The 22795-nt window shown below is 43.9% G+C and carries 20 protein-coding genes and 1 pseudogene; 10 read left to right on the top strand and 11 right to left on the bottom strand.

The features are described 5' to 3' along the window. Positions 1 to 512 precede the first annotated feature (512 nt). From NTX75_02815 to NTX75_02855, 9 genes are all read left to right on the top strand, one after another. Positions 513 to 818, top strand: coding sequence for a PQ-loop repeat-containing protein (locus tag NTX75_02815; protein ID MCX5815161.1), 306 nt, complete (start codon positions 513 to 515; stop codon positions 816 to 818). 20 nt (positions 819 to 838) lie between these two features. Next, positions 839 to 1651, top strand: coding sequence for a hypothetical protein (locus tag NTX75_02820; protein ID MCX5815162.1), 813 nt, complete (start codon positions 839 to 841; stop codon positions 1649 to 1651). A gap of 53 nt (positions 1652 to 1704) precedes the next feature. Further along, positions 1705 to 1911 (top strand): hypothetical protein, encoded by a 207-nt coding sequence (locus tag NTX75_02825; GenBank protein ID MCX5815163.1) that lies wholly within the window; start codon positions 1705 to 1707, stop codon positions 1909 to 1911. A gap of 180 nt (positions 1912 to 2091) precedes the next feature. Next, positions 2092 to 4125 (top strand): dynamin family protein, encoded by a 2034-nt coding sequence (locus tag NTX75_02830; protein ID MCX5815164.1) that lies wholly within the window; start codon positions 2092 to 2094, stop codon positions 4123 to 4125. Next, positions 4122 to 4787 carry a hypothetical protein gene (locus NTX75_02835; protein ID MCX5815165.1) on the top strand — a complete coding sequence of 222 codons (666 nt, stop codon included), beginning with the start codon at positions 4122 to 4124 and terminating at the stop codon, positions 4785 to 4787. The genes NTX75_02830 and NTX75_02835 overlap by 4 nt, the downstream gene beginning before the upstream one ends. Continuing rightward, on the top strand, positions 4784 to 7999 hold the full coding sequence (locus tag NTX75_02840; GenBank protein ID MCX5815166.1) for a DUF87 domain-containing protein: 3216 nt from the start codon (positions 4784 to 4786) through the stop codon (positions 7997 to 7999). The genes NTX75_02835 and NTX75_02840 overlap by 4 nt, the downstream gene beginning before the upstream one ends. After that, a complete protein-coding gene (locus NTX75_02845) occupies positions 7992 to 8762 on the top strand; it encodes a DNA/RNA non-specific endonuclease (protein MCX5815167.1) in 771 nt (256 codons plus the stop codon). The genes NTX75_02840 and NTX75_02845 overlap by 8 nt, the downstream gene beginning before the upstream one ends. A 5-nt stretch (positions 8763 to 8767) precedes the next feature. Continuing rightward, positions 8768 to 9082, top strand: a complete 315-nt coding sequence (locus NTX75_02850) for a hypothetical protein (protein MCX5815168.1) — start codon at positions 8768 to 8770, stop codon at positions 9080 to 9082. Between the two features lie 95 nt (positions 9083 to 9177). Continuing rightward, a complete protein-coding gene (locus tag NTX75_02855) occupies positions 9178 to 9972 on the top strand; it encodes a hypothetical protein (protein MCX5815169.1) in 795 nt (264 codons plus the stop codon). 330 nt (positions 9973 to 10302) lie between these two features. On the opposite strand, the gene NTX75_02860 is transcribed toward NTX75_02855, so the two are convergent. Continuing rightward, positions 10303 to 11316, bottom strand: a complete 1014-nt coding sequence (locus tag NTX75_02860) for an IS5 family transposase (protein MCX5815170.1) — start codon at positions 11314 to 11316, stop codon at positions 10303 to 10305. Between the two features lie 219 nt (positions 11317 to 11535). On the opposite strand from NTX75_02860, the gene NTX75_02865 reads away from it, so the two are divergent. After that, positions 11536 to 13008 (top strand): IS1182 family transposase, encoded by a 1473-nt coding sequence (locus tag NTX75_02865; protein ID MCX5815171.1) that lies wholly within the window; start codon positions 11536 to 11538, stop codon positions 13006 to 13008. A gap of 235 nt (positions 13009 to 13243) precedes the next feature. Here NTX75_02865 and NTX75_02870 read toward each other — a convergent pair whose 3' ends face one another. From NTX75_02870 to NTX75_02915, 10 genes and pseudogenes are all read right to left on the bottom strand, one after another. Next, positions 13244 to 13564, bottom strand: coding sequence for a hypothetical protein (locus tag NTX75_02870; protein MCX5815172.1), 321 nt, complete (start codon positions 13562 to 13564; stop codon positions 13244 to 13246). Positions 13565 to 13751: 187 nt separating this feature from the next. Then, a complete protein-coding gene (gene aroE, locus NTX75_02875; GenBank protein MCX5815173.1) occupies positions 13752 to 14621 on the bottom strand; it encodes a shikimate dehydrogenase in 870 nt (289 codons plus the stop codon). Next, positions 14618 to 14779 carry a hypothetical protein gene (locus NTX75_02880; protein ID MCX5815174.1) on the bottom strand — a complete coding sequence of 54 codons (162 nt, stop codon included), beginning with the start codon at positions 14777 to 14779 and terminating at the stop codon, positions 14618 to 14620. Before NTX75_02880 ends, aroE begins: the two co-directional genes overlap by 4 nt. Continuing rightward, complete coding sequence (locus NTX75_02885; GenBank protein ID MCX5815175.1) at positions 14779 to 15942, bottom strand: aminotransferase class V-fold PLP-dependent enzyme; 1164 nt, start codon at positions 15940 to 15942, stop codon at positions 14779 to 14781. The genes NTX75_02880 and NTX75_02885 overlap by 1 nt, the downstream gene beginning before the upstream one ends. A gap of 8 nt (positions 15943 to 15950) precedes the next feature. After that, positions 15951 to 16274: a TusE/DsrC/DsvC family sulfur relay protein gene (locus NTX75_02890; GenBank protein ID MCX5815176.1), complete on the bottom strand. Its 324-nt coding sequence runs from the start codon at positions 16272 to 16274 to the stop codon at positions 15951 to 15953. A 161-nt stretch (positions 16275 to 16435) separates the two neighbouring features. Continuing rightward, complete coding sequence (locus tag NTX75_02895) at positions 16436 to 19096, bottom strand: molybdopterin-dependent oxidoreductase (protein MCX5815177.1); 2661 nt, start codon at positions 19094 to 19096, stop codon at positions 16436 to 16438. Positions 19097 to 19116: 20 nt separating this feature from the next. Then, positions 19117 to 20295, bottom strand: coding sequence for an iron-containing alcohol dehydrogenase (locus NTX75_02900; protein MCX5815178.1), 1179 nt, complete (start codon positions 20293 to 20295; stop codon positions 19117 to 19119). A gap of 12 nt (positions 20296 to 20307) precedes the next feature. Next, entirely contained in the window at positions 20308 to 21276 is a 969-nt protein-coding gene (locus NTX75_02905) for a branched-chain amino acid ABC transporter permease (protein ID MCX5815179.1), read from the bottom strand. Then, positions 21273 to 22151, bottom strand: a pseudogene (locus NTX75_02910) (branched-chain amino acid ABC transporter permease). Before NTX75_02910 ends, NTX75_02905 begins: the two are co-directional and overlap by 4 nt. An 8-nt stretch (positions 22152 to 22159) precedes the next feature. Next, positions 22160 to 22795, bottom strand: a 636-nt coding sequence (locus NTX75_02915) for an ABC transporter ATP-binding protein (protein MCX5815180.1), incomplete at its 5' end; no start/stop codon positions are given.

The raw sequence follows: 22795 nt of genomic DNA on the forward strand, positions 1-22795 counted from the left end.
CATTTCTTCACGTTATCAACATATTGAAACCAATGAAGACTTCAACCGTCACAAATACAAATCTCTACATATCAGGTCCTTGCCTGGATTCGTTGATAACTGAATGAAATGATCAAAGTCTTGACAGCGTGTTTTCTGTTCATTTGGATTCCGGGCTTCTTCCTGTAATCCTCAGTCCGGCAACCTCGGCAAAGATGCAGGACTTCAAATGGCATTCAATAGCCCCATCGGAAATTATCGCTTGCTAATAAGTTGCACTTTTCCCATGAAATTGCACTTGACAAACCCATGTGATGCCACTATAATAACATTATACAATTTTGCTTGTGAATCTATCCCTTGATAGAGACGGACAGGCCCTACGAGATCTGAAAAAGTTGGTCTCCCTGAGTTATCGCTCATGCTCTCGGAGGCCTTTTTTATTATCAAGATAAGTCTCCTTGAAGTGATACTCATCATTTCCTGGAGGCTTTTTTATTAATCAAAAAGGAGTGCGGAGGTTTAAAAAAATTATGGAAACTACAAATATTTTTCAATTACTTGGAACCACCGGATCATTAATTATGTGTGCCAGTTCTGTTCCCCAGATTATCAAAACGTACAGGATGAAATGTGCCGATAACCTAAGCGGTTCATATCTGGCTATCTTGATGATAGGAATGACATTGATTCTTCTTTATGCCCTGCATGTTAAGGATATAGTGTTTATCTTTGGGAACGGTATTTCTCTTACTTTAACGGCTGTTCTCATTGTAATGCGCTACAGATACAATATGAAGAAAGGAATCATTACCATTTCCCGGGAGGGGAAGAAATAAAAAAACAAGGAGGATTTACTATGAGCTTTTCAAACAAGCTGGAAAACACTTATCTCAACATCCTGCGTTACGTAATACTAATTGTAGCCACAGTCTCTCTTGTAGCGGTGGTGATAGCTGGCAGCATGGCAATAAACGCAGCATTTTCCTCACCGCCTAAAGAGCCGGAGAAGATCAAATTCGAAGATCGGGCAAATGATTTGAAGAAAGGATTTACCATCGAGAACTTCAAAAAGGACAGCCCGACTAAGACTGAAGTAAAGCCCCAGGCTCCCGATAAGGCATCGGAGGAAAAACAAAAAGACGATTCCTTTCGGACATCGCTCAAAGACAGCATATCCAAGATAGCAGACAACTTCATCATTTACGAAAGAGAGATGCGCAAGGCAGAAATTGATAAGGGAAAGTTAGAAAACTTTATTGCCAATTATCCCCTGAATTCCGGGTTGCGTCGGGAAAAGCAGATTATCACCTTTTACCTTGATACGCTGGCATCGCTGACAGGCGATCTTGCAAGTCATTCGAAAGAAATAGCCAAACTTCCGGAGGAAAAGAGGATTAACTCCGACAGACTGCTGGAATGGCATCTGCAACAGGTTAACAGAGTTGTCGAAACTGTCGATGAGGCCAGAGCACAAAGCGACATTGAGTTCCGTAAGCAGCAGGAGGCTTACGCCGGGAAGAAGGCATCGACCTATACATATATCTCAGCGGCAGGGGGTGCCTTCGGGATATTCTTGATCATCATCATGCTTTTCATAATGGTCAAGATAGAAAGAAATCTGAGACCTCTCCAGCAGATGGCTGATAGCGGGAAAAACGCTTCGGCATGAGCTTTGGGTGCATTGCAGGATTTGGTCAAGTATCGTAAAAGGGATAATATCAAATGACCATCAGGATACCGGAAGAAACCTTTGCTGATAGACTTCTTACCATGATGGGCAAGAAAAGGGTTTTCTGGATACCGGCAGATGTTTACAAAAGATTAGGTCCTTGCATTATTGTGCAGGCAAAAAGAGAATCTTTCTGGAAGGCTCTTGCCAGACCCAAAGGTCAGGAGCCTCCGGAAGGATGGTTTTATAACCTTGAATAGCGCATGAAATTAAAACGGCAAAATTGCCAAAAAGATGCTGACAAAAGTATTTTAAAATTTTATAACAAATATAGGGGGCACTTCAACTGATGGAAGGTAAAAAGGAATTTTACAGAAAAGTTGATTACCTTCTGACCAATGAAGATGGTTTTCACATATATTTCCAAAAGGGGCTAATTAATGATAGGTATTGGTGATAAGTATAAACGGCATAAGGATAATGTTATTGACTTATTTGGCGCCTACAAGGAAAAGCGAGAAGAGGGTATCCGTGACGGGATTCGTGACGGTGTTAATTTCGAGTACTTGGAAAGCCGAATTCATTCATTAATAAATGGGAAATATACCCTTGTTGTAGCTGGTGAAGTAAAAGCAGGGAAATCCACTTTCTTAAATGCCTTGCTTGGCACGGAAATACTTCCGGCTGATGTATTACAGGCAACAAGTACTATTTTAGAAATATTCAAGGCTGACAAATCTTTTTTAAAAATAAAATATGCTTCTGGTCGAGAAGAAGAAATTTATGACGATATCACAACCCTGGAGGCTGATGAGGTTAAAGAAAAACTTTGGGATATATGCTCAATACCCGACCAATATAGGCAAATACCTATAACTTTACTTAATGAAATTATCACATCAGCAGACGAAAAGCCGATTGTAAATGACGATCTCATTAATCATCTTGAAAAAAAATCGGGTATGCATCTAAAGCAGCAAAAAGTTATAATTACTCATTATATTGATAATCACGATAAAATTAATATTCCTATTGAAATTCAGTTTGGGTACCCACTCAGATGGAAATTCGATGAATTACGACTCGTTGATGCACCTGGAGTAAATGCGACAGGTGGTGTTCAGGACATTTCGTTTGACTATTTTAGGAATGCTAACGCAATTCTCTTCGTCCACCCTATAAAACCTGTAGAATCCAAATCATTTAGAGATTTTGTTAAATCAGTAATTCCAGATAGAAATCAAAATACTTTGTTTTTAGTGTTAACACATGCTGGACATCACTTCGAGGAAGTTGATAGATTGCTTAATGAAGCAAGACGGCTTTATCAAGATATTATTCCTGCAGAGCGTATTCTTGCGGTTGATAGTATACTAAAGATAATTCATGATGGCTTGGAAAGCGGGAAAGATCTTAAACAGATTAAAACAGAGTCCACATCAAAAAAACAAGTAATTCCTTTCTTTAGAGAAAAAGCTGAAGATGAAGGCCTCGATCTATCCAAAACATTTTTAAAGTGCTCACGTTTTGAGGAATTGGTCGGTGCAATCGATGACTTTTCGATGAAAGCTCCAAACGATCAGCTTTCGGAAATATTGGATAAAATCAGAGGCGGTTATAACCAACAGTTTGAACAATATAATGGAAAGTTAGAACGTCTGAATATCCAGAAAAGAAATCCGCAAGAGTTCGAAGTTGAGATTAATAGGATTAATGAGGCACTAACTAAATATGAAAACTTGATGCATGTTACTAATAACGAGTTGCATAAACAATTTGAGGGAAGAAATTCAGAATGGGTATCAGAGAAAATTGATCCTTTAGGTAAATATCAGAAGCTTATATTAAATAGCAATACTAAAGAAGCCGTTCGGAAAACATTTGGAGATGCAATAAATGAAATTACCTCAATTAATACAGATTTTTTAAAGTCGCTTACGCAAACGTTGATTTCCAAGTTGGAAACGACAGGCAGAACTTTCAAAGGTCTTTATAAAATTACCTTGCCTACGGTTGATCTTGATGCAATTGAGGCTCAGGCATTAAAAGAGGCATATAAGAAAGAAGATATATATGAGTCAATGACGGAAGGTTTGTTTGAACATTGGAATATCATAAAGCTGAATTGGACCAAGAAAAGCCGAACAAAGCAAGAAAAAGTTGGCGAAGAAGATGTTTATACGGAAGATGATCTCTTAAATTCAATGAAAATTAAATTTCACTTAGAACTTGAAAATATCTTAGATGCATTAAAAGTCAAACCTAAAGAAATTACGGATATTTATCTAATGTTATTTAATAAAGAAATGTTGGAAGAAATAGCTGGGAGAAAGATAGCTCTTGATGAAGAATTGAATAAAAAGAAAAGTAATCAAGAAATCATAAACAACATTTCAGAAATCAATAAAAAAAAAGACGTGATCAAAGAGTATTACTTAAAAAAGATCGAAGAAATACTGGAGGACCTAAAATGATCAAAGATGAAATAAATAAAGATATTTCCGAAGAATTTATAATACTCCGGAAAGAACTCCAGATTTATCTTAGAGATGATTTCTTAATTGATCAAAATCGGCTGTTTCTCCAAAATCACGTACCGCAAAAGATAATCAATAAGGCAGAAATTCTCACCGACACTCTTCTAAATTATTTAATGGAAGAAGCCGTGGCAATTCTTCAAGACGCAGATATCGATATTCAGAATTCTTTTTATAGGGAGGACTTCAGGGGGCGTTTCAGATTATGGGCCGCACAAGTCGAGAATAACCTCCGGTTAGACCCATCAATTGTTGAGTTCAACCGTGACCCGAGATTAATAAATGGACTAATAGCAGGTGGGATTACTTTTATAACCGGCACGGCAGTTACATCTTTGGTATTTGTGCCGACATCAGCAATCGCTGCAATTGTTTCCGGCATCATGATTTTAATTGTCTCTGCAGTTGCATATAAGGTAGCTCATAAAAAAAGCTCTAAGGCTGCCCGTGAAACCATAAAAAGAGATATAGAAAGTTATATAAAAGCATCAGAAATTCAGGTCAGCGAATGGCTGGAAGGTGTTATTAAAGCATTTTCTGATGATTTTGTGTCGTTTTGTCAAAAAAACGGCTTAGAGCATAAAGGTACAATTGCATGAATGAAGTGAAAGAGAAAGATTTTTCAATAGAGCAAGCATATTCAATTCTTATGCCTTGGTGGGGGGATTATCGTCAAGACTTTCCAATTGGATCCAAAACAGAAACTTGTGCTCAGGGCTACCTGGGCAAAGTCTACTTATTTCCTATAAACGAGATAACCGTCCACAGCTCAACAGAAAATATTCAAGAATTCTTAAATTCGCGGTATCAAACTATTCTTGCTGCATCTTATTCTGCCGGTATTTCTGTGGCTACGGTTATAAAGGGTGGCAAGGGGAGAATAAAGGTATTTTTAGGTTTTTTAGCCGATGATAGCGCTAATCAAAAACCAGAATACTTTCAATCCTTATTAAATGGAATTCTTCCGGGCGAGAAGATTAAGTATGACGAAAAGTGTACTATTCCCGAACTGATCTACGAGTTGCCAAATGGCGGTGTAGTAACCGGTATCCCGTCCATGCAGAACAGAGATAAAGATCAGTATTTTAATTTTTCATCGGTTATCAGAAGTATGTATGGTCGTGAGTATGTGTTGATTGTTGCAGCCAATCCAGTCAGTCGTCCTATCATGCAAGATCGACTCTTGGCATTGTTAAATTTTCGAGATAAATGTCACGAATTGGCAAAATCCACAGTAGGAGTAGAAAAAGGAACTGGGACCTCAATATCAGAAAATGAACAGATAACAAACGGGATATCTATTACAAACGGGCATACTATTGGTGGTTCTGGCGCATTGATTGGTGCTGCAATCGGAACTGCAATTAATCCAGGAATCGGTACTATCATAGGAGGCATGGTTGGCTCATCCGTTAACTATTCTTACAACTGGTCAGAAATAACTTCAGAAAGTTCTACCAAAGGTACGTCTGAAACACTTTTAAAAAATGAATCACAATCATTTTCCAGAGAGATACAGAACGGATTGGCGATGGAATTAGAAAAAATAACTGATTATTTTATAGAGAGAATGATGCAGGGCTTTAATGCTGGTTTCTGGGAAACAACCGTCACCTTTGCCGCACAGGATCAAATATCTTGTGATATATTGGGCGGAAGTTTTATCGGAGAATTATCTAAACCGAGTGAAAAACTATATCCTGCCCGTTTATATGTTGCTAAGATTGATAAAGATAAACTACTCTTTCTGCCAAAGACAGATACAAATAATCCTATCTTCCCCAAGAGTCTTTGCTCATATATAACGAGCCAGGAATTAGCGCAGTTATCAGCACCCCCTTCCGAATCGCTGCCGGGCTATGAGATCAAAAGAATGCCCGCATTGGCACTGACTGATACTGCTTCTACCGGCGAGATTATTTTAGGACCTATTGCTGACTATGGAAGCCCAATAGACGGCTCATTAATGTCACTCTCGAAGAATGATTTGAATAAGCATTTATTTGTTTGTGGGTTGACGGGTAGCGGTAAAACTACAACCGTAAAACATATTCTAAAAAGTATAACTAAAAAAACCAATCCTGTTCCTTTCCTCGTATTAGAGTCAGCAAAGCGGGATTATCGCCAGTTGCTTGCCGATAAGGTATTTCGAGGATTGCTTGCCGATGAGGTATCGCAAGAGTTACCTGCTGATGAGACTTTGAAGCATGAGCTGAAAATATTTACAATCGGGGATGCAATGGTAAGTCCAATCCGCTTCAATCCTTTTTATGTTCAACATGGTGTCCACCCGTTGGTTCATATTGACTATCTAAAAGCCATCTTCAACGCCAGCTTTTCTCTTTATGGACCAATGCCCCACATAGTTGAAAAATGCTTACACAATATTTACCTAAAACGAAACTGGAATCTTACGACTGGCCTTCACCCTCATTTTGTTGATCAAAAGGGATATTACACAGAAGAAGCGTACAAACAAAATGAACATTATTACTGTTTTCCTACACTTTCCGATCTGAGACAAGAAGTTGATAATTATGTAAAAAACGAGTTGGAATATAAAGGAGAATTACAAGATAATATCCGAACAGCTATAATTGCGCGAATTGATAGCTTGAGCGTTGGCGCAAAGGGGCTTATGTTCAACACCTATGATTTTTATCCAATGCAGGAGCTACTGAAGAAAAGCACGATTTTTGAAATGGAAAATCTTGCAGACGATGATGATAAGGCCTTTTTTGTCGGCCTGGTATTAGTTTTAATAAGCGAGTATCGTCAAAAAGATAATCTTACGGTAAATCCTGGCTCTAAGATCGAAGGCCTCCAACATTTCTTGGTAATTGAAGAAGCTCACAGATTACTGAAAAATGTGAGCACTGAGCGAACCAGTGAAATGATGGGTAATCCTAAAGGAAAAGCGGTCGAGGTATTTTGCAATGTAATATCTGAAATGCGTTCTTTGGGACAGGGTGTAGCTGTAGTAGAGCAGATACCATCAAAGATTTCTCCGGATGTCATAAAAAATTCAAATACAAAAATTGTGCATCGGATCGTTTCTAAAGATGACCAATCGCTTTTAGCGGGATCTTTAAGTATTAGTGACGTAGATGCCTTATATCTCAACAGATTAAAGACTGGGCATGCGCTCTGTCATAAAGAAGGAATGGAGAGACCTGTTGAGTGCATAATTTATACTGATGTAAAAACCCATGCTTTCAGCGATGAGAAAATAAACAAAATGATGGAAAATAATAATTTCTCATTACATTGCATAGAGACATATGAATTAGCGAACATTCTTGGCAAAGAAGGTCGGGAAATAGTTCTGCAGTTTTTCAATTCATTGTGTTCAATCAACGGTAACGTAATTGAAGAGCTTGTTGCTCTATTAACAGGGAAATTGAAAAAGTTATCATTACTAAAAAATTACCAAGAGTCAGAAGATAAGTTTTATATAGATTATACAACGAAATCTATTATGGAGTTTTTGTCTAAGGGGATTTACTCGAAAAGAACAAAATTTCCGGAAGGACTTAAAAAAGATTTAGCAGACCTGATTATGAAGGGTAATTTATCGGTTCATAAAAAAGTGATGGAAAGTCTCAAAATATTTTGGAAAGAGGAACCGCATAAATATATATCAGAAATTGTACTAAACTTAAGCATTAAATATCTTGCATCAGACCTTTCTAATTTAAGCCAAGAAGGAGTAAACAAAACGGTGGAAAAGTTTTTCTTATTACCGGATCGGATTATAACCAAGCAAATCAGTTCCAATGTGGTTAAAAAACTCAGAGGACAAAATGATTGAAACATTGTCTTCTGTAGTTCAGGAAACAAAGCCCCTTGTAACTGGCAACAAAGAAGCGTCAATAAACCCTTTAAAGGAAACCATTGAAAACAAGGTCGCTGAAACGCCAATTCTTAATTTGATTGATACCATAGATAATACTTCATTGGAATGCCTTAAAGCACAGAATGAAACTTTTCATAGGGAATGGTCTAATACCGCACCCATAATTTCTGATAGCGGACGAAAAGAATTCAACCTGATATCTGGCCAAGACCGAGATCTGTTAAATAATAAGGAATTACCTTCGAACTCAGAAATAAAAGTATATGACTATGATAAAAATAATTTTACTGTATACAATACTGATGAAAGCAGTCGAGTTAGCGAATTTATCAGGCCTGAAATTAAAATTATTCCTTCCGAAAATCGGTATTTTGATGCAAATCAAACATCAAAAACTATAGCTTGCAAGGATGGTGAATACGATAATTATGGCAATAAGCTTGATGATGGTGGTCATCTTATTGCAAATGAGTTTGGTGGAATCCCAGAGCAGATTAATCTTGTTCCGATGGAGAGTACAACAAATCGTCATGGAGAATGGCGACTGATGGAAAAAGACTTAGAAAAGGCCATTGCAAATAATCAAAAAATTTCTGAATTTAGAGGCCATTGTATTTATGATGATTCTTCAAAACGCCCATCAGGTTTCGAAGTAACATATAATGTCGATGGTAAACCTGTTAGTGTATATATAGACAACCCAAAAGGAGTTATTTAATGCTAATGCCGCAGATCAAAGAAAAAATGCTTAAAGCAAAAAATGCTTGTTTAAATTGTACTGAACTATTTATCAGAATAGAAATGCCTCTAAGTAGCGGCGTAAAGGTTACTGCTCGTGCAATGATCAATAAAAGGTTAGAAGATGTAGAAATCTCCGGAGTAAGAGATTTCTACAAAATTGCACAACAATATCGACTTGATAATCCAAAAGAAAAATGGAATGTGATGGAGATAAACATGACAAATGAAAATTCAGTAATTATAAAAACAAATTTTGATCAAAATTTACAAGAAGATGCAGAAGATGCGGTAAGATAACGCTGATCCTTCAAGGAAAAGTAAAATATTGGGGGGACTTAGGAGAGGAATTCGGAAGTCAGTTCATTAACGAATGAAGGTGATTTGAGGTAACAATGAAAGAGATTAAGTCAGTATTATTTAGGATAATTTTCAACCTACCTCTTGGGTTTTTAGTCTTGAAAATATTGGGAGATATGACTCCACATTTGTGCCTCAATCAAATAAATATGAAATCTATTTTTTATTCTGCACATGTAGATACCCTTCCTTCCTGGTTTTTGGCGATGATCTACTTGTCTTTACTACTCTTAGCTGGCGAAATCGTATCGATCCTTGGCGAATGGTTGATCAATTGGCTATTTGAATTTCCTGCTTTCTGGAATAAAAAGGAAACAAAGCCAGATGATAACTTTGAAAAAATAAAACCTTGCGGGGAGACATATATTTCACATAAAATGCTCGTCACGGCATTAAAAAGCGACGGCGGCGTTGGTGACTTTTCTGAATTGCACTTTGCACTGTCTCGATTATTGGCAGGCGCAGCCTGGTTATGTTTGCTCGCACTTGTTTGCTTTCATGTCTGGTGGCTTGGTTTATTGCTTGTCATAGTGATTGCAGTGATTGTCCGTCTTCTGCGAAAAAGTTTAAAGCGATATTGTATTTCTTGTATCCTGCTTTTTCTTTCAATATTATTTATTGTGATTTTGGCATTTGCTAAATATTATAATAGCTTTGATTCGGCGCTGACGCAGTGGCCGGTTTGGTACGAAATCTCCAGCTTTGATTTAATATATTCAATATTAATTGCCATGTTAGCTGTTATATTATTATTTGCCTCATGTATATACCGATCTGTTGCAAATGTGATCAACTACTCAAGAACCATGGGGGTCAGATACTGTCATTAAAGTCAAGCCCCAAACTCTCCTTTTACAATAATATTGTGTCTTTCCGGTAAGCCTGCGTGAAAAAGTCTAACAGAATGGGGTAACATCAGTGACAATCCGATGAATCAAAGGAGGCTCACCCATGTTACCTGCAAAGAGAGACAAAGATCAACTCACCCCGGAAAATGTTCAAAGAAAGACCTTTGCATAATTTCAGCTTCCCGGTTTTTCCATCTTTATGATCATATTTTATGGTTATTTTATTTTGTCTGGTGCCTGATTATGTCTCCATCCATGGCATTTGACTCCCCCTTCCCCTCCTTTTGGGGGGGTCTTTGCTGTTCCTCCCCCTTATTCTATCATTGCCGCTGCCTTTTTCAGGTTAAATGCCATAGCGTTTAAGAGAAACTCCATATTCCCCTTCTTAAGGCCTATATATCTCATACGGAAGAAGTGATAACCTCTTTTCAATGTTCCTATGCTCTGTTCAACCTTGTATCTCACGGAACTGATAAATCTGTTGATAATACGCTGGGTATGGGTAAGGGGTTTGTTCCTGGCAGCTTTATACATGATGCCGTCTTTGAGCTTTTTGTTTGCAAGCACAGTCCTGTTCTTCTCACTTGCATATCCCTTATCGGCAAGAATAACCGAACCCTTGGGAGATCCATTAACGAGTTTTTCAAACTCTGTGGTATCTGATATGTTGGCAGGGGTAATGTGTCCCCCCGTAATGAAGCCTTCTTCTGCATCAACTGATATATGGCCTTTGTATCCGTAATAAGGTCTGTTTCCTTTTTTAATCCATGCTGCATCAGAATCATCAGAGTAAGTGATAGCGGAAGACATGTCAGTTTCTTCTTCCTTGCGGTCTTCGGGCATTATGTTTATAACCTTTCTCGGTCTGCGTGAAGACTCTATAATTGTTGCATCAACGATCATACCTTTTTTTACTATCAAACCTCTTGATTCGATCTGTGTGTTTATATCATCAAAGAGTTTCTCGTACAGATTGAGTTCAAGAAGGTTATTTCTGAATCTGCATATGGTTGAGTGGTCAGGTAATGGACTTGTAAGAGAAAATCCTGTAAACAGGATAAAAGAGATGCGGTCCCTTAACATTGCTTCTGCTTGTGGGTCACTTAAACCGTTCCACCTTTGCAGCAATAAAAGCTTGAACATTGGTAATGCAGGATAGGCAGGTCTTCTGTCAGCACTTGCTGTCTTTTTATATTTCTTTTTCAGTACCTTTTCTATGGATTCCCAATCTATTAACCGATCAACCTTTTCCAGAAAGGTGTTGTGATATCCCCTGCTCTCTATAATGTAATCGGCAAATCCTTTTGTGATGAATTTATCTGTCATGAGGGGTCTCCTTGAAGTGGGATAATCATCAATATACCATATATATCATACAGTTACAAGGTAATTCAGGGGAATATACCGTGCAAAGGTCTTAAAGAACCATAGGGGTCAGCCATTGACAGCCTGTTGAAAAACTCCTCGTAAACCCTCATAAATCCGTGGCCTGTGGCTCATCTCTATGGTAGAATACGGTATCCAATCCATTCTGCGGAGGCCATATTGTTAGGAGAAAAAACACGACAAGAACCGATGTTCTACTATATCAGATTGGACGATCTTATACCTGAAAACCACATATTGAGACTGATACACAAGCATGTCGACTTCAGCTTTATCAGGAATAAGGTGAAGCATCTTTACAGCCATACAGGCAGACCCTCTATCGACCCCGAACTATTACTCAGAATGCTTCTTATCGGATACCTCTATGGCATACGATCAGAGAGAAGGCTCTGCGAAGAGGTAAAGATGCATATCGGCTATCGGTGGTTTGTAGGTTTGAATCTCCAGGATACGGTACCCGACCACTCCACCTTCTCCAAAAACAGACATGAACGATTTGTCGAAAATGATCTCTTCCAGCACATCTTCGATGAGATTATCACTCAGTGCATGTCCCATGGACTAATAGACGGGGAGCATCTTACTGTAGATGCTACCAACATTGAGGCAAACGCTTCCTTCAAAAGTTTGGAGCCTATTGTTGTGGAGTTCAAACCCGGCGAATACATAAATATCCTCGAAAAGGAAAACCCTATCGATGATACCCCGTATGAACCGGGGGAGGATTATTCCCACAGGGGACAGAAGATCAGTAACGATACCCACCGGTCCCGGACAGACCCCGATGCGAGGCTCTCACGGAAAACATCGACCGGCTCACGGCTTTGCCATTCCGCCACCTATGTTATGGACAACCGAAGCAGGATTATAGTAGGGGCGGATATCGGAGGTCCCGACAGAAAAACAGATCGTGAAAAGGCATTTTCCGAGTTGCAGAGGATAAAATGGAGACACAATATCATGCCGAAAACATTGGGGGCGGATAAAGGATATGCAGTAGGTGAATTCATCCATGACCTTATCAATGAATGCATCATTCCCCATATTCCGGTTGTCTCCTCCTGGGATAAACGTAACCCCGGTATCTACCCGATAGCGAAGTTTACCTATGATGAAAAAAAGGATATCTTTCTGTGTCCCCAGGGGAAAGAACTCTCATACTGGGGTATCCATAAACACAGCAAACAACATGTCTATCGGGCAAGAAAAAAAGACTGCTCCATCTGTCCCGTCAAATCAGAATGCACAAAAGACATAGCCAGATCACTCAGTTATCATATCTATGAAGATGCCATTAAGAAGACTCGGGAACTCAGTAAAACCAAAGGGTATTATATATCCCAGAGGATGAGGAAAAAGATAGAGGAACTTTTCGGTGAGGCAAAGGAGTTAATGGGGTTCAGGAGGGCAAAATTCAGAAAAAGGAAATGGATCAAGGAACAAATACTCATGACAGCTACCGTACAGAATATAAAAAGGATGGTAAAGATGCTCTCACGGGGAGACTCTAAGAAGGAAATTGCAAGGAACGGCAGTATGTCAGGCTGCTGTAAAGCGTTTATTGATTGTTTTCGATTCTGTTTAAATCAAAGAGATTCTTTAATAATCAGCCAACAAGCTTTACGATGAAAGAGAGTTTTTCAACAGGCTGTTGACAAGGGACAAGTCTTTCTCAATTTTCTGTATCTCCTGATATACTTGACTATTTTGTAACTATTCAGCATCCCAAACAATTGTAGCATCGAGGCAATTATTCCTGTGTCATAAATGGAGGTTGTTTTCCCTCAAATAACAGGCGTAACGATTCCGACGCTGTGAGCACCTGCTTGTGCAGGTGGATAGGGGGATTTGGGGTCGGACCAAGCTAACACATTGAAATCAGGAGTTTTATGCATGGAAAATGGCCAATTTCAAGGCTTAAAGTGCTGTTTTTGGTGCGATTAGTAAAAGCATTGTTGCTTTGTTGTTTTGCAATCAGGATGTTGTTCATAAAACCAAACATTTCTTGTGGTAATCGATGATCACGGTCAAAAGGCCCTATGCTTGCTTTGTAGGTGTGTGCAATCCCCGCCAATATGCCAATATTTATGATAAATTTCCGTTTATTATGGGTTGAAAGGTGCAGATTTTTGATCGTGATTTTTTCAGCAGGAGATGGTGTTTGCAACTTCCTAAAAGCAAGCACAGAGGAGTTTTCTTCACAATACAAGACTTTAAGTGGTAATGGAGAAAATCATAATAATTTTTTTTCAATCTGCGGTAATCGCAGAAAAATGTGAAGAAAAAGAGCGGTCATAGGCATAGTTGAAAAAACTGATATTTCAAGACCCAGGTATGTTTCTTTTTGTAGGGGAAGATGGTAAAAGGGACAGTTACGTTGTGGTCCTTGCGGCGAAGAATTTCTCCAGAACATCCATGACAATCTTCTTATCAAGCTCTTTGTCGGTCCATAATTTGAAAGCAAGAGTGGCTTGATGAACGAGCCATTCCATACCCGGCAATATGCTGCATCCTTTCTCCTCACCTTCAGACAGGAGCTTTGTCTTTTCGGGAAGATATATGGCATCGAGAACTCTTGTGCCCGAAGGGATAAGGGCCTTTGGAAGGGGCGAAGCATCCGCGTTGGGATACATGCCGACGGATGTGGTATTCACGATAATATCACTGGCCGGGAGATATTCCTCTAATGTACTATCATTAAGAGCGTCGGCGATAAGATGTAAGTCCGTTTTGTCTGAAAAGAAATCCCTTAGAGCGTATGCCCTGTCAATCCCTCTGTTCAGAATCACGATCTCTTCTGTCTTGTGAAAAAGAAGGGCTGCTATCACGGCTCGTGCAGCGCCGCCGGCTCCGAGAACCACTGCCTTTTGAGATCCCTGAGGGAGACCAAGTTTTTCGAGGGAATAACGAACCCCGGCAACATCCAGATTGTATCCTGATCTCTTCCCATTTTCAAAAACCACCGTATTTACCGCACCGGTCAGCCTGGCGGCCTCATCTGTCTCATCCATGTACTTGTACGCCAATTCCTTGAGGGGCACCGTGACGGTCATGCCCCGGACACCTAATGCTTGAAGGCCCTTCATCCCGACACTCAAGTCGTCAGGATGAAGGGCAAAGGGAACGAATACAAGATTGAGGCCGTGGACCTCAAATCCGGCGTTATGAATTGCAGGGGAGAGTGAATGAGCGATGGGATATCCTATTATGCAATATACACCCGTCTCTCCGGTAACTATCATCTTTTGTCCCTGCGGGAAGGCGAATGAATTGTAAGACCGGCCGGTTTTTCCCGTTTGTCCTTCTCTGTTGATGCCGCACCCTGCCCAAAAATCCGGAAGTTACCGATGCTCTTCCTTCGCTGAATTATGTCATCAAACCGGTTTGTCAATTTCATCATCAACGTTCCCTGGTCCTCCCGATCCGGGCCATCGCGTCCACTGTCCGGTCTATATCCTCTCCAACGTTTAGAGGCCCAAGACTGAACCGAACAGCTCCACGCGGAGAGGTTCCGAGAGTCTCGTGAACAAGTGGTGCACAGTGAAGTCCTACACGGACTGCAATCCCGAAGTCGGCATCCAGAATGGCTCCGACGTCTTCCGGGTCCATACCTCGGACGTTGACCGTCAGTATTGCAACATGATTTGAAAGGTCCTCTGCGCAGTACATCTCGATCCCTTCAAGCGAGGACATACCGTCCCGAAGCGCGACCAGAAGTTCCATTTCCCTGTTGTGAATAGATTGAATACCCATTCCCTCCAGGAAATCAAGCCCTTCGGAAAGACCGATAATACCGAGGAGGTTGAGAGTCCCGGCCTCCAGCCTGTAGGGAAAGGTCTGTGTGTGAACCGGGCTTATTGACTCGAAACCGGTGCCGCCGAAACGCGTGGACTTTATTTCAATCCCCTCATTCAGAACAAGGCCGCCGACACCCGTTGGTCCGAGCAGGGACTTGTGACCGGTAAAGGCCACCGCGGCAATCTGTGAGAACTGCATATCAATAGGAATCACCCCGGCGCTCTGGGCGGCATCAATAAGCAAGGGTACGTCGCGCTCCCGGCAGCGGTGGGCGATTTCCGTAACCGGCTGGATGGTTCCCAGAACGTTAGATGCATGGCACAGGACAACAAGCCTGGTGTTGGGTCTGAGCGCCGCAATAATATCGTCCGGATTGACAAAGCCCTTACCATCGAAGGAAACAAGGTCGTATTCTATAATACCTTTCTGCCGGAGGTGGAAAAGCGGTCGAAGCACGGAGTTGTGTTCCAGTTTGGTAGAGACGACATGATCCCCCGGACGGAGCATTCCTTGAAGGGCTATATTCAGTGCGTCGGTGGCATTGCCCGCAATAATAACCCTGTCCGCATTGGGAGCCCCAAAAAAATGGGCTACTTTCCGCCTTGTTTTGCTGACCAATTCCGATGCCTCTGCAGCCAGATCATAGCTTCCCCGGCCTGGAGAAACACCGTGCCTGGCATAAATATCTATCATCCTGCTCAGGATTGCCGCAGGCTTCGGAAAAGTCGTTGCCGCGTTGTCTAAATATATCAGTTTATCTGCCATCGCAGCTCTCATGCGCACGATTTCGGATTGGGGAGACCGGCCACGCGTCGGGCGCAACGGCGAATCCCTTCGGGAAAAAGGGCCTCAAGTTCCATGAGACTCATTCCGACTCCCACTTTGAGATCTCGGTTCAAAGGAGCCCGGCCGTGATAAGAAAAATATTCCTTCAAGAATCGGATAACAAGCCATTGGGTATCACTCAATTTGTCAATACCGCACTCGGATGCAAGTGCTTCGGCTACGTCTTCGGTCCAGTCCTCTACGTACCATAAGAAGCCCTCCTGATCGACGGCGATCTCCCTGCCTGCAATTGTACAGAACCGCTGTTGCATGTCGCCCGGTTGCTGATGGGAGACCGGATAATCGCTCATCTGGCCTGTCCCACAATTATGTCTCGTAAAAACCGCATGGGTAGACCTGCAAAAGTATTAGAACCACAAGTCCCCGTTTCGAAACGTTGCTGTAAGATCAACACGTTGTTCCGGCACAGTTGTCACTTCCTGGCAGCCAAGGCCGCCTTGATCTTGTCAGGTGTGGCGGGCAGATCGTAGATCCTCGCGCCGCACGCATCATGAATAGCATTCGTCACCGCAGGAGCAGTGCATACCATAGTCATTTCGCCTACACCTGTAGCCCCTAAGGGTCCTTTTCGGCGGGGAGTCTGATTGATAATCACATCCATGTCAAAAGCTGTCTTCATAGTGGGGAACTTGAATGTGAACCAGTCTTTTGTCTGGCCGTGGACATACTCTTCCCTGAGGGCAAATCCCACCCCCTGATCCATACCACCATGTAACTGACCTTCCAGGTTCTGGGGATTAATGACGGTGCCTGAATCCACTGCGGTTGTTACCCTTATGACACGCACTTCACCTGTATCGGTATTTACCTCCACCTCGGCCATCTGAATCGCATGGACACGCGATTCAAAGGAAGGCCCCTGGCCGGTCTCAGGATCCAGAACCGCTTCCTTGCCCTCCGCGACCTTGGAGCCCACGTAGTGGGTAGGCTTGCCGGCCTTTACCAAACCCTCGTATGTGCTGACACCGGCCTCCTCCATAGTTTTTTTCAGTTGCTCGATAGCAAGAACGAGGGAACCACCTGCCATGTAAGTCATTCTGCTGGCTGCTGCAGGCCCCATTCCTGTTGTATGATCGGTGTCTCGCGTAACCAGACGGACCTTATCCATAGGTATACCGGTGAGGTGCGAGGCGATCTGTGTGAGCATGGAATCGTTGCCTTCCCCCGGGTCTGCAACCGCGGCGTAAATCGTAATACCGTCATCAGGATCAAGCTCTAAGGCGACCCGGCCAACGTCCGCCGGGCCTCCAACGCCGAAGGCATGGCAGCCGAGGCCGACTCCCCGTCTGATCGAACCGTTTTTCCAGGCCGCCGCTTCCTTTTTTGCCCGTTCGTAGGCGGGTCTGATTGCATCACAAAGCTCCGGAAAGGGCCACTGGTCGTACACCATACCAGTGGATACACTCTGACCCGGCAGAAGTGAATTCAGACGCCGAAACTCCAGAGGATCGATGCCGAGCTTCTCGGCCAGCATGTCTATCGCCGATTCCAACGCAAAAGTTATCTGTGGAGGACCGGCTCCCCTGGCTGCACCTCCTGCGGGGTTATTTGTATATACAAGGCGTGCCAAGGCGGTGATGTTGGGAATATTATAGGAACCTGAGAGCATCCACAAAGAACGTTTGACAATGATTATTCCAATTATTTGATAGGCCCCATTATCAACAATATAATCGATATCGAAAGCGGTCAGTTTGCCATCTGCCGAGGCGCCAAGCTTGACCTTCATGTCAAAGGGGTGTCGTTTGCTGGACATGAGCATGGATTCGGCAAGACTGGGGATATACCTCACAGGGCGTCTGAAATGGAGCGCCGCTGCACCGGAAATAGCCTCAGATGTCATAGCCAGCTTTTGACCAAAATTCCCTCCTGAAAAGGCCTCTTCGTAACGGACATTTTCATATCCCAAGGCCTCCTGCAGGTTAGACATGTGTAAATGTATATTGATGCTTCGCCCGACTACCACCAACTGAGAGTCTTCTCCGTCACCCTCAATGTAGGCGACCGTAGCTTCCGGTTCTAAGGGGGCCTGATGGTTGCATTGCGTGGAAAAGTGTCCCTCCACCACGGCAACTGACTCTGCCATAGCCTTTCCGGCATCACCCTTGATCTGGGGCTGGCGGAAGCAAAGATTTGGCCATTCGCTGTGCAGTTGGATCGCGTCGGGGGCCATTGCTTGTTCAGGGGTCTTGAGAACAGACAACGGATCGTAGGCAACCTTGATGGCAGCTGCAGCGATGAGGGCCTGTTCCTTGGTGTGGGCCGCTACTATTGCAATGGCATCTCCAAGGCAATAGACTTTGTCTTCAGCCAGGATGGGCTGATCCCCATAGACGACCTTGATTCGATTGGTACCTTTAATGTCCTTGGCAGTCATAACTCCAACAACTCCCGGCATCTTCTCAGCTACGGAGGTGTCGATGGATGTAATCATTGCGTGGTGCTCCGTACTGCGGTGTACCGCCACTTCGAGGGCATTCTGAAGCTTGATATCAGCCGAAAACTCAGCACGGCCGCAGGCCTTGAGCATAGCAGAAGGACGAGGGTGTGAAACCCCGATCTTCGGGCCATTCGGGTCAGGTCTGACCGCGTCGGGCGTCATTTCTCCCCGGATAAACAGGCCAGCCAGTTTAACCGCATCAATGATTTTCAGGTAACCTGTGCAACGGCAGAGATTGTGTTCGAGAGCCTTCTTTATTTCCTGGTCATTGGGATTCGGATTGCGGTCCAGTAGGGCCTTTGATGCCATAATTAAACCTGGTGTGCAGAAGCCGCACTGGACAGCCCCGGAAAGGACGAAGGCCTCCTGAATGAAATGAGGATTGTCCGGCGTACCGAGACCCTCCACGGTAATAACGTCAGCGCCGTCAAGTTTTGCGACTTTCTGCAGGCATGATCGAACCGCTTTGCCGTTTACAATGACCGTGCACGCGCCGCACTGCCCTTTTCGGTCACAAGACTGCTTGGCGCCAGTCAATCGGAGGTCTTCTCTCAACAGGTCGAGAAGGATGCGATCCGGTTCAACTATGAACTGATACCATGCTCCATTGACCTTCAGTTTCACTTTGTTCATATAGTATCCTCCTTATCCTATTAAAGGGCGCCCTCATATATCAGCTTAACGTCGTTTTCCGACGGGTCTCTCGGGTTGGGGACAAAGAGTCTCGCCTGTTTTAGTCCGCCCGCTACAAGCTTCGGCAGATCGCTTTTCTTTACACCGTAGTCGGTGAGTTTGTATGAGATATTAACGATTGTGAGCAGGTTTTTGATGGCATCTACGGACTTCCTGGCTGCCTCATAAGGTGAGAGACCATCTATATTCTCTCCCATGGTTTGGGCTATACGGGCATACTTCTCCATATTTCCCATGAAGTTGAAGTTCACGATGTGGGGGAGCATAATAGCATTGGATTTACCGTGTGCCATATGAAAGTCAGTGCCAAGAGGATAGGATAGGCCGTGTACCGCCCCGAGACCGCCGCTTGTAAAGGCCATGCCGGCAATGCATGCGGCAAAGAGCATGTTGTATCTTGCCTGAACGTTCGTGCCTTTGGAGTAAGCTATGGGGAGGTTATGAGCAATGAGACTGATTGCCTGAAGGGCCAGTACCTCCGCAAAGGGGGTGGTGTTGACCGAGACATAGGATTCGACCGCATGAACCAGGGCGTCGAAGCCGGTGTCTGCTGTCACGGAAGGAGGCATGGAAAGCGTCAGCATGGGATCGAGAAGGCCCACCTCGGCGAGGTTATAGTTCGTATAGATAACCTTCTTTGTATTATCCGTTTCATCGGTAACTACGAAGACCCGGGTTACCTCACTTCCTGTCCCGGCTGTGGTAGGGATGAGTATCTTGGGGATACCGCGTTTTGGAACCATGTCGATGCCCGTGTAGTCGAGTACCTTCCCTTTGTTTGTGGCAACAATGGAGACGCCTTTTGCCACATCGAGGGAACTGCCGCCTCCAAAGCCTATGATTGTGTCACATTTGTTGTCAATAGCTGCTTTAGCGCCTGCATCTACCACTCTTGCAGGGGGTTCCGGCTCTACCTTATCGAAGACTTCATACTTGATACCCTGGTTCTTGAGGGCATCAAGTATCACCTGAACCAGTCCTGCCTGAACAACACCGGGATCTGTAACGATAAGGACCTTTTTGCCCCCGAGGGTCTTCACTTCAGATCCCGCCTGCTGGGCAGCACCCTTGCCAAGAATCACCTTGTTGGGGGAAAAGAAAATACTTGTCTTTTCAATTTCACTAAATGCCTTATTCACGATACACCTCCGTCAACTATTTTTTTTGAATTTTTCCCTCAGGGTACCAAAGATCCCTTTCGGGAGAAACATGATCAGAACAACCAGAGCGATGCCATAGATGATCTGGGATATGCTTGTGTACGTTCCGCCATAGGCTGCCCTTATATACTCTTCGAGGGAGACGATAATGGCCGAACCTATGAAGGGTCCCCAGAGAGTGAACATACCTCCCAGAATAGCCTTAAAGGGGATGGAAAGAGACATCCCCACACCGCAGACGGTCTCAGGGGAAAGGTAAAGGAGATACTGGGCGTAGATAGTGCCCCCCATGGCGGTGAAGAATGTGCTGAGCATGGTAATGGCCATCTTGTTCTTGATGATATTGACTCCAAGGGAAGATGCGGCGAGTTCATCCTCGCCGATCGCCATCAGGGCTTTCCGCATGTCGCTCCTGTCAATCAACCACCAGACGAAGAGGACAAGACAAAGAGCCGCGAGGGCAATATAGTAAAAGTAGATTCTATTATCGAACTGGAAAAGCCAGGGCGACGTCCCCACGGATCTGACTGTCAGGCCCAGAGACCCACCCGTCACTTCCCTGAAAGCTACAACAAGGAGTGCCACCAGTTCAGCCACAGCGAGGGTAACCAGGGCAAAATAGTCTCCGATTACACCGAAACGAAAGCATGCATACCCGAGGACGGCTCCCATAAAACAGGCTGCCGCGCCTCCCGCAAACATGCCTATCCAGGGTGAGAGCCCAAAATGATTGAAAAGGAGGACAGTGACATAGGCCCCCGTTCCCATGAAGGCCCCGTGTCCCAGAGAGACAAGATAAAAGCGGCCCATAAAGGACCAGGCAGTGGCCACAATGGACCAGATGAAGATGATGGTCACCACGTTGATTATATATGTTGAGATTGGCAGCATGGGCAGGATTACGAGACACACGAAGAGGACGGCAGGTATCACTTTTCCGATCTTTCCCACGCCGTTCATGATGACACCCCTGTTCCAAGGATGCCTTGCGGCCGTATGAGCATAACGAGAATGAAGATAACGAGAACAACTATCTCGGCAACCTCAGTTGAAGTAAGTGCCGCGGCCACAGAAGTGATGATCCCGATGAGAAAAGCACCGATGAAACCGCCAAGGAGATTGCCCATACCGCCCAGTACCACGATAATAAATGCGGTCAGAGTAAAAGCCGAGCCAAAATGGGGATGAACGGTATAGATGGGAACAAAGAAGGCGGCTACAATAGCCGTGAGGATTCCCCCCAGCGCCATGGTCACATAGTAGACCATTTTGGGGTTAATACCCATGAGTTTTGCAACCTCAGTGTCCTGGGCAACAGCCCTGATTGCCAGACCAAGATAGGTTTTGTTGAGGAAGAGATAAAGCAGTCCCTAAAGCAGTCCCATGACTACCAGTGCCCCGATGAAGGCAATAAAGCTGGAAGCTCTGATGAAAATATTACTAATCTCGATGACGGGGAGATCAAAGGGAATGCCCCGGTAATCTGCCCCCCACACAAAGAGGGCAAAGTTTTCGAAGACTACAATCAGGCTTGCGAGCGCAAGGAGTTGATTGAGTCGAAGTGCAGTCAGGAGGGGTCTGATGACCACAAACTGGGTCAGGAACCCGACAAGTCCCATTACTACGATGGCGAGAAAGATGGCGAGAAAGATGGGCAGCCCTAACTGTTCGTAGAACATATAAATTATGTAGAACCCCATCATGACGAATTGGCCGTAAGCGAGGTGAATGATCTTCACGACCCCAAAGATGAGGTTGAGGCCGAGAGCAAGGAGTGCAAAAACCCCCCCAAGCAATATTCCGTTGATAAGTGCGTTTAGTAGTTGTTCACCCATAGTATCCCCTAAATGCCCAAGTAAGCTTTTCTGATATACTCGTTCTTGTCGAACTCCTCTTTGCCGCCCTCGAATACCAGTTTGCCGGATTCGAAAAGATATGCGTAGTTTGCAAGCTGTAAAGCCTTGACAGCATTCTGCTCCACCATAAGGATGGAATATCCCCGTTCTTTGATCTGCTCCACGAAGTTGAAGATGCCCTGGATTACCTTTGGGGCCAACCCGGCCGAGGGCTCATCGAGTATGAGAAGCTTCGGTTTTGACATAAGACTTCGCGCTACGGCAAGCATCTGTCGTTCGCCACCGCTCATAGATCCTGCTATCTGTGTCTGCCTTTCCTTTAGTCTCGGAAAGAGAAAGAAGACCTCTTCCAGGGACTCCCGAAACTGCTTCCGCACCCTCGGGAGGTAGCTCCCTATCTTCAGGTTTTCGTACACGCTCAGGCCGGGGAAAAGTCTCCCGCCCTCTGGCACAAGGGCTATTCCTGCTGCCGCTATCTCATGTGCCTCTTTCGTGTCGACCCGTTCGCCATCGAGATAGATTTCGCCGCTCCGTATCCGCTCAAGTCCGGAGATAGCCTTCATAAGGGTTGTCTTTCCGGATCCATTCGGGCCGAGAACAATAGTAGTCTGTTTGGACTTGAC

The organism is Pseudomonadota bacterium, from assembly GCA_026388315.1.
In the GTDB taxonomy this organism is placed as follows: domain Bacteria; phylum Desulfobacterota; class Syntrophorhabdia; order Syntrophorhabdales; family Syntrophorhabdaceae; genus MWEV01.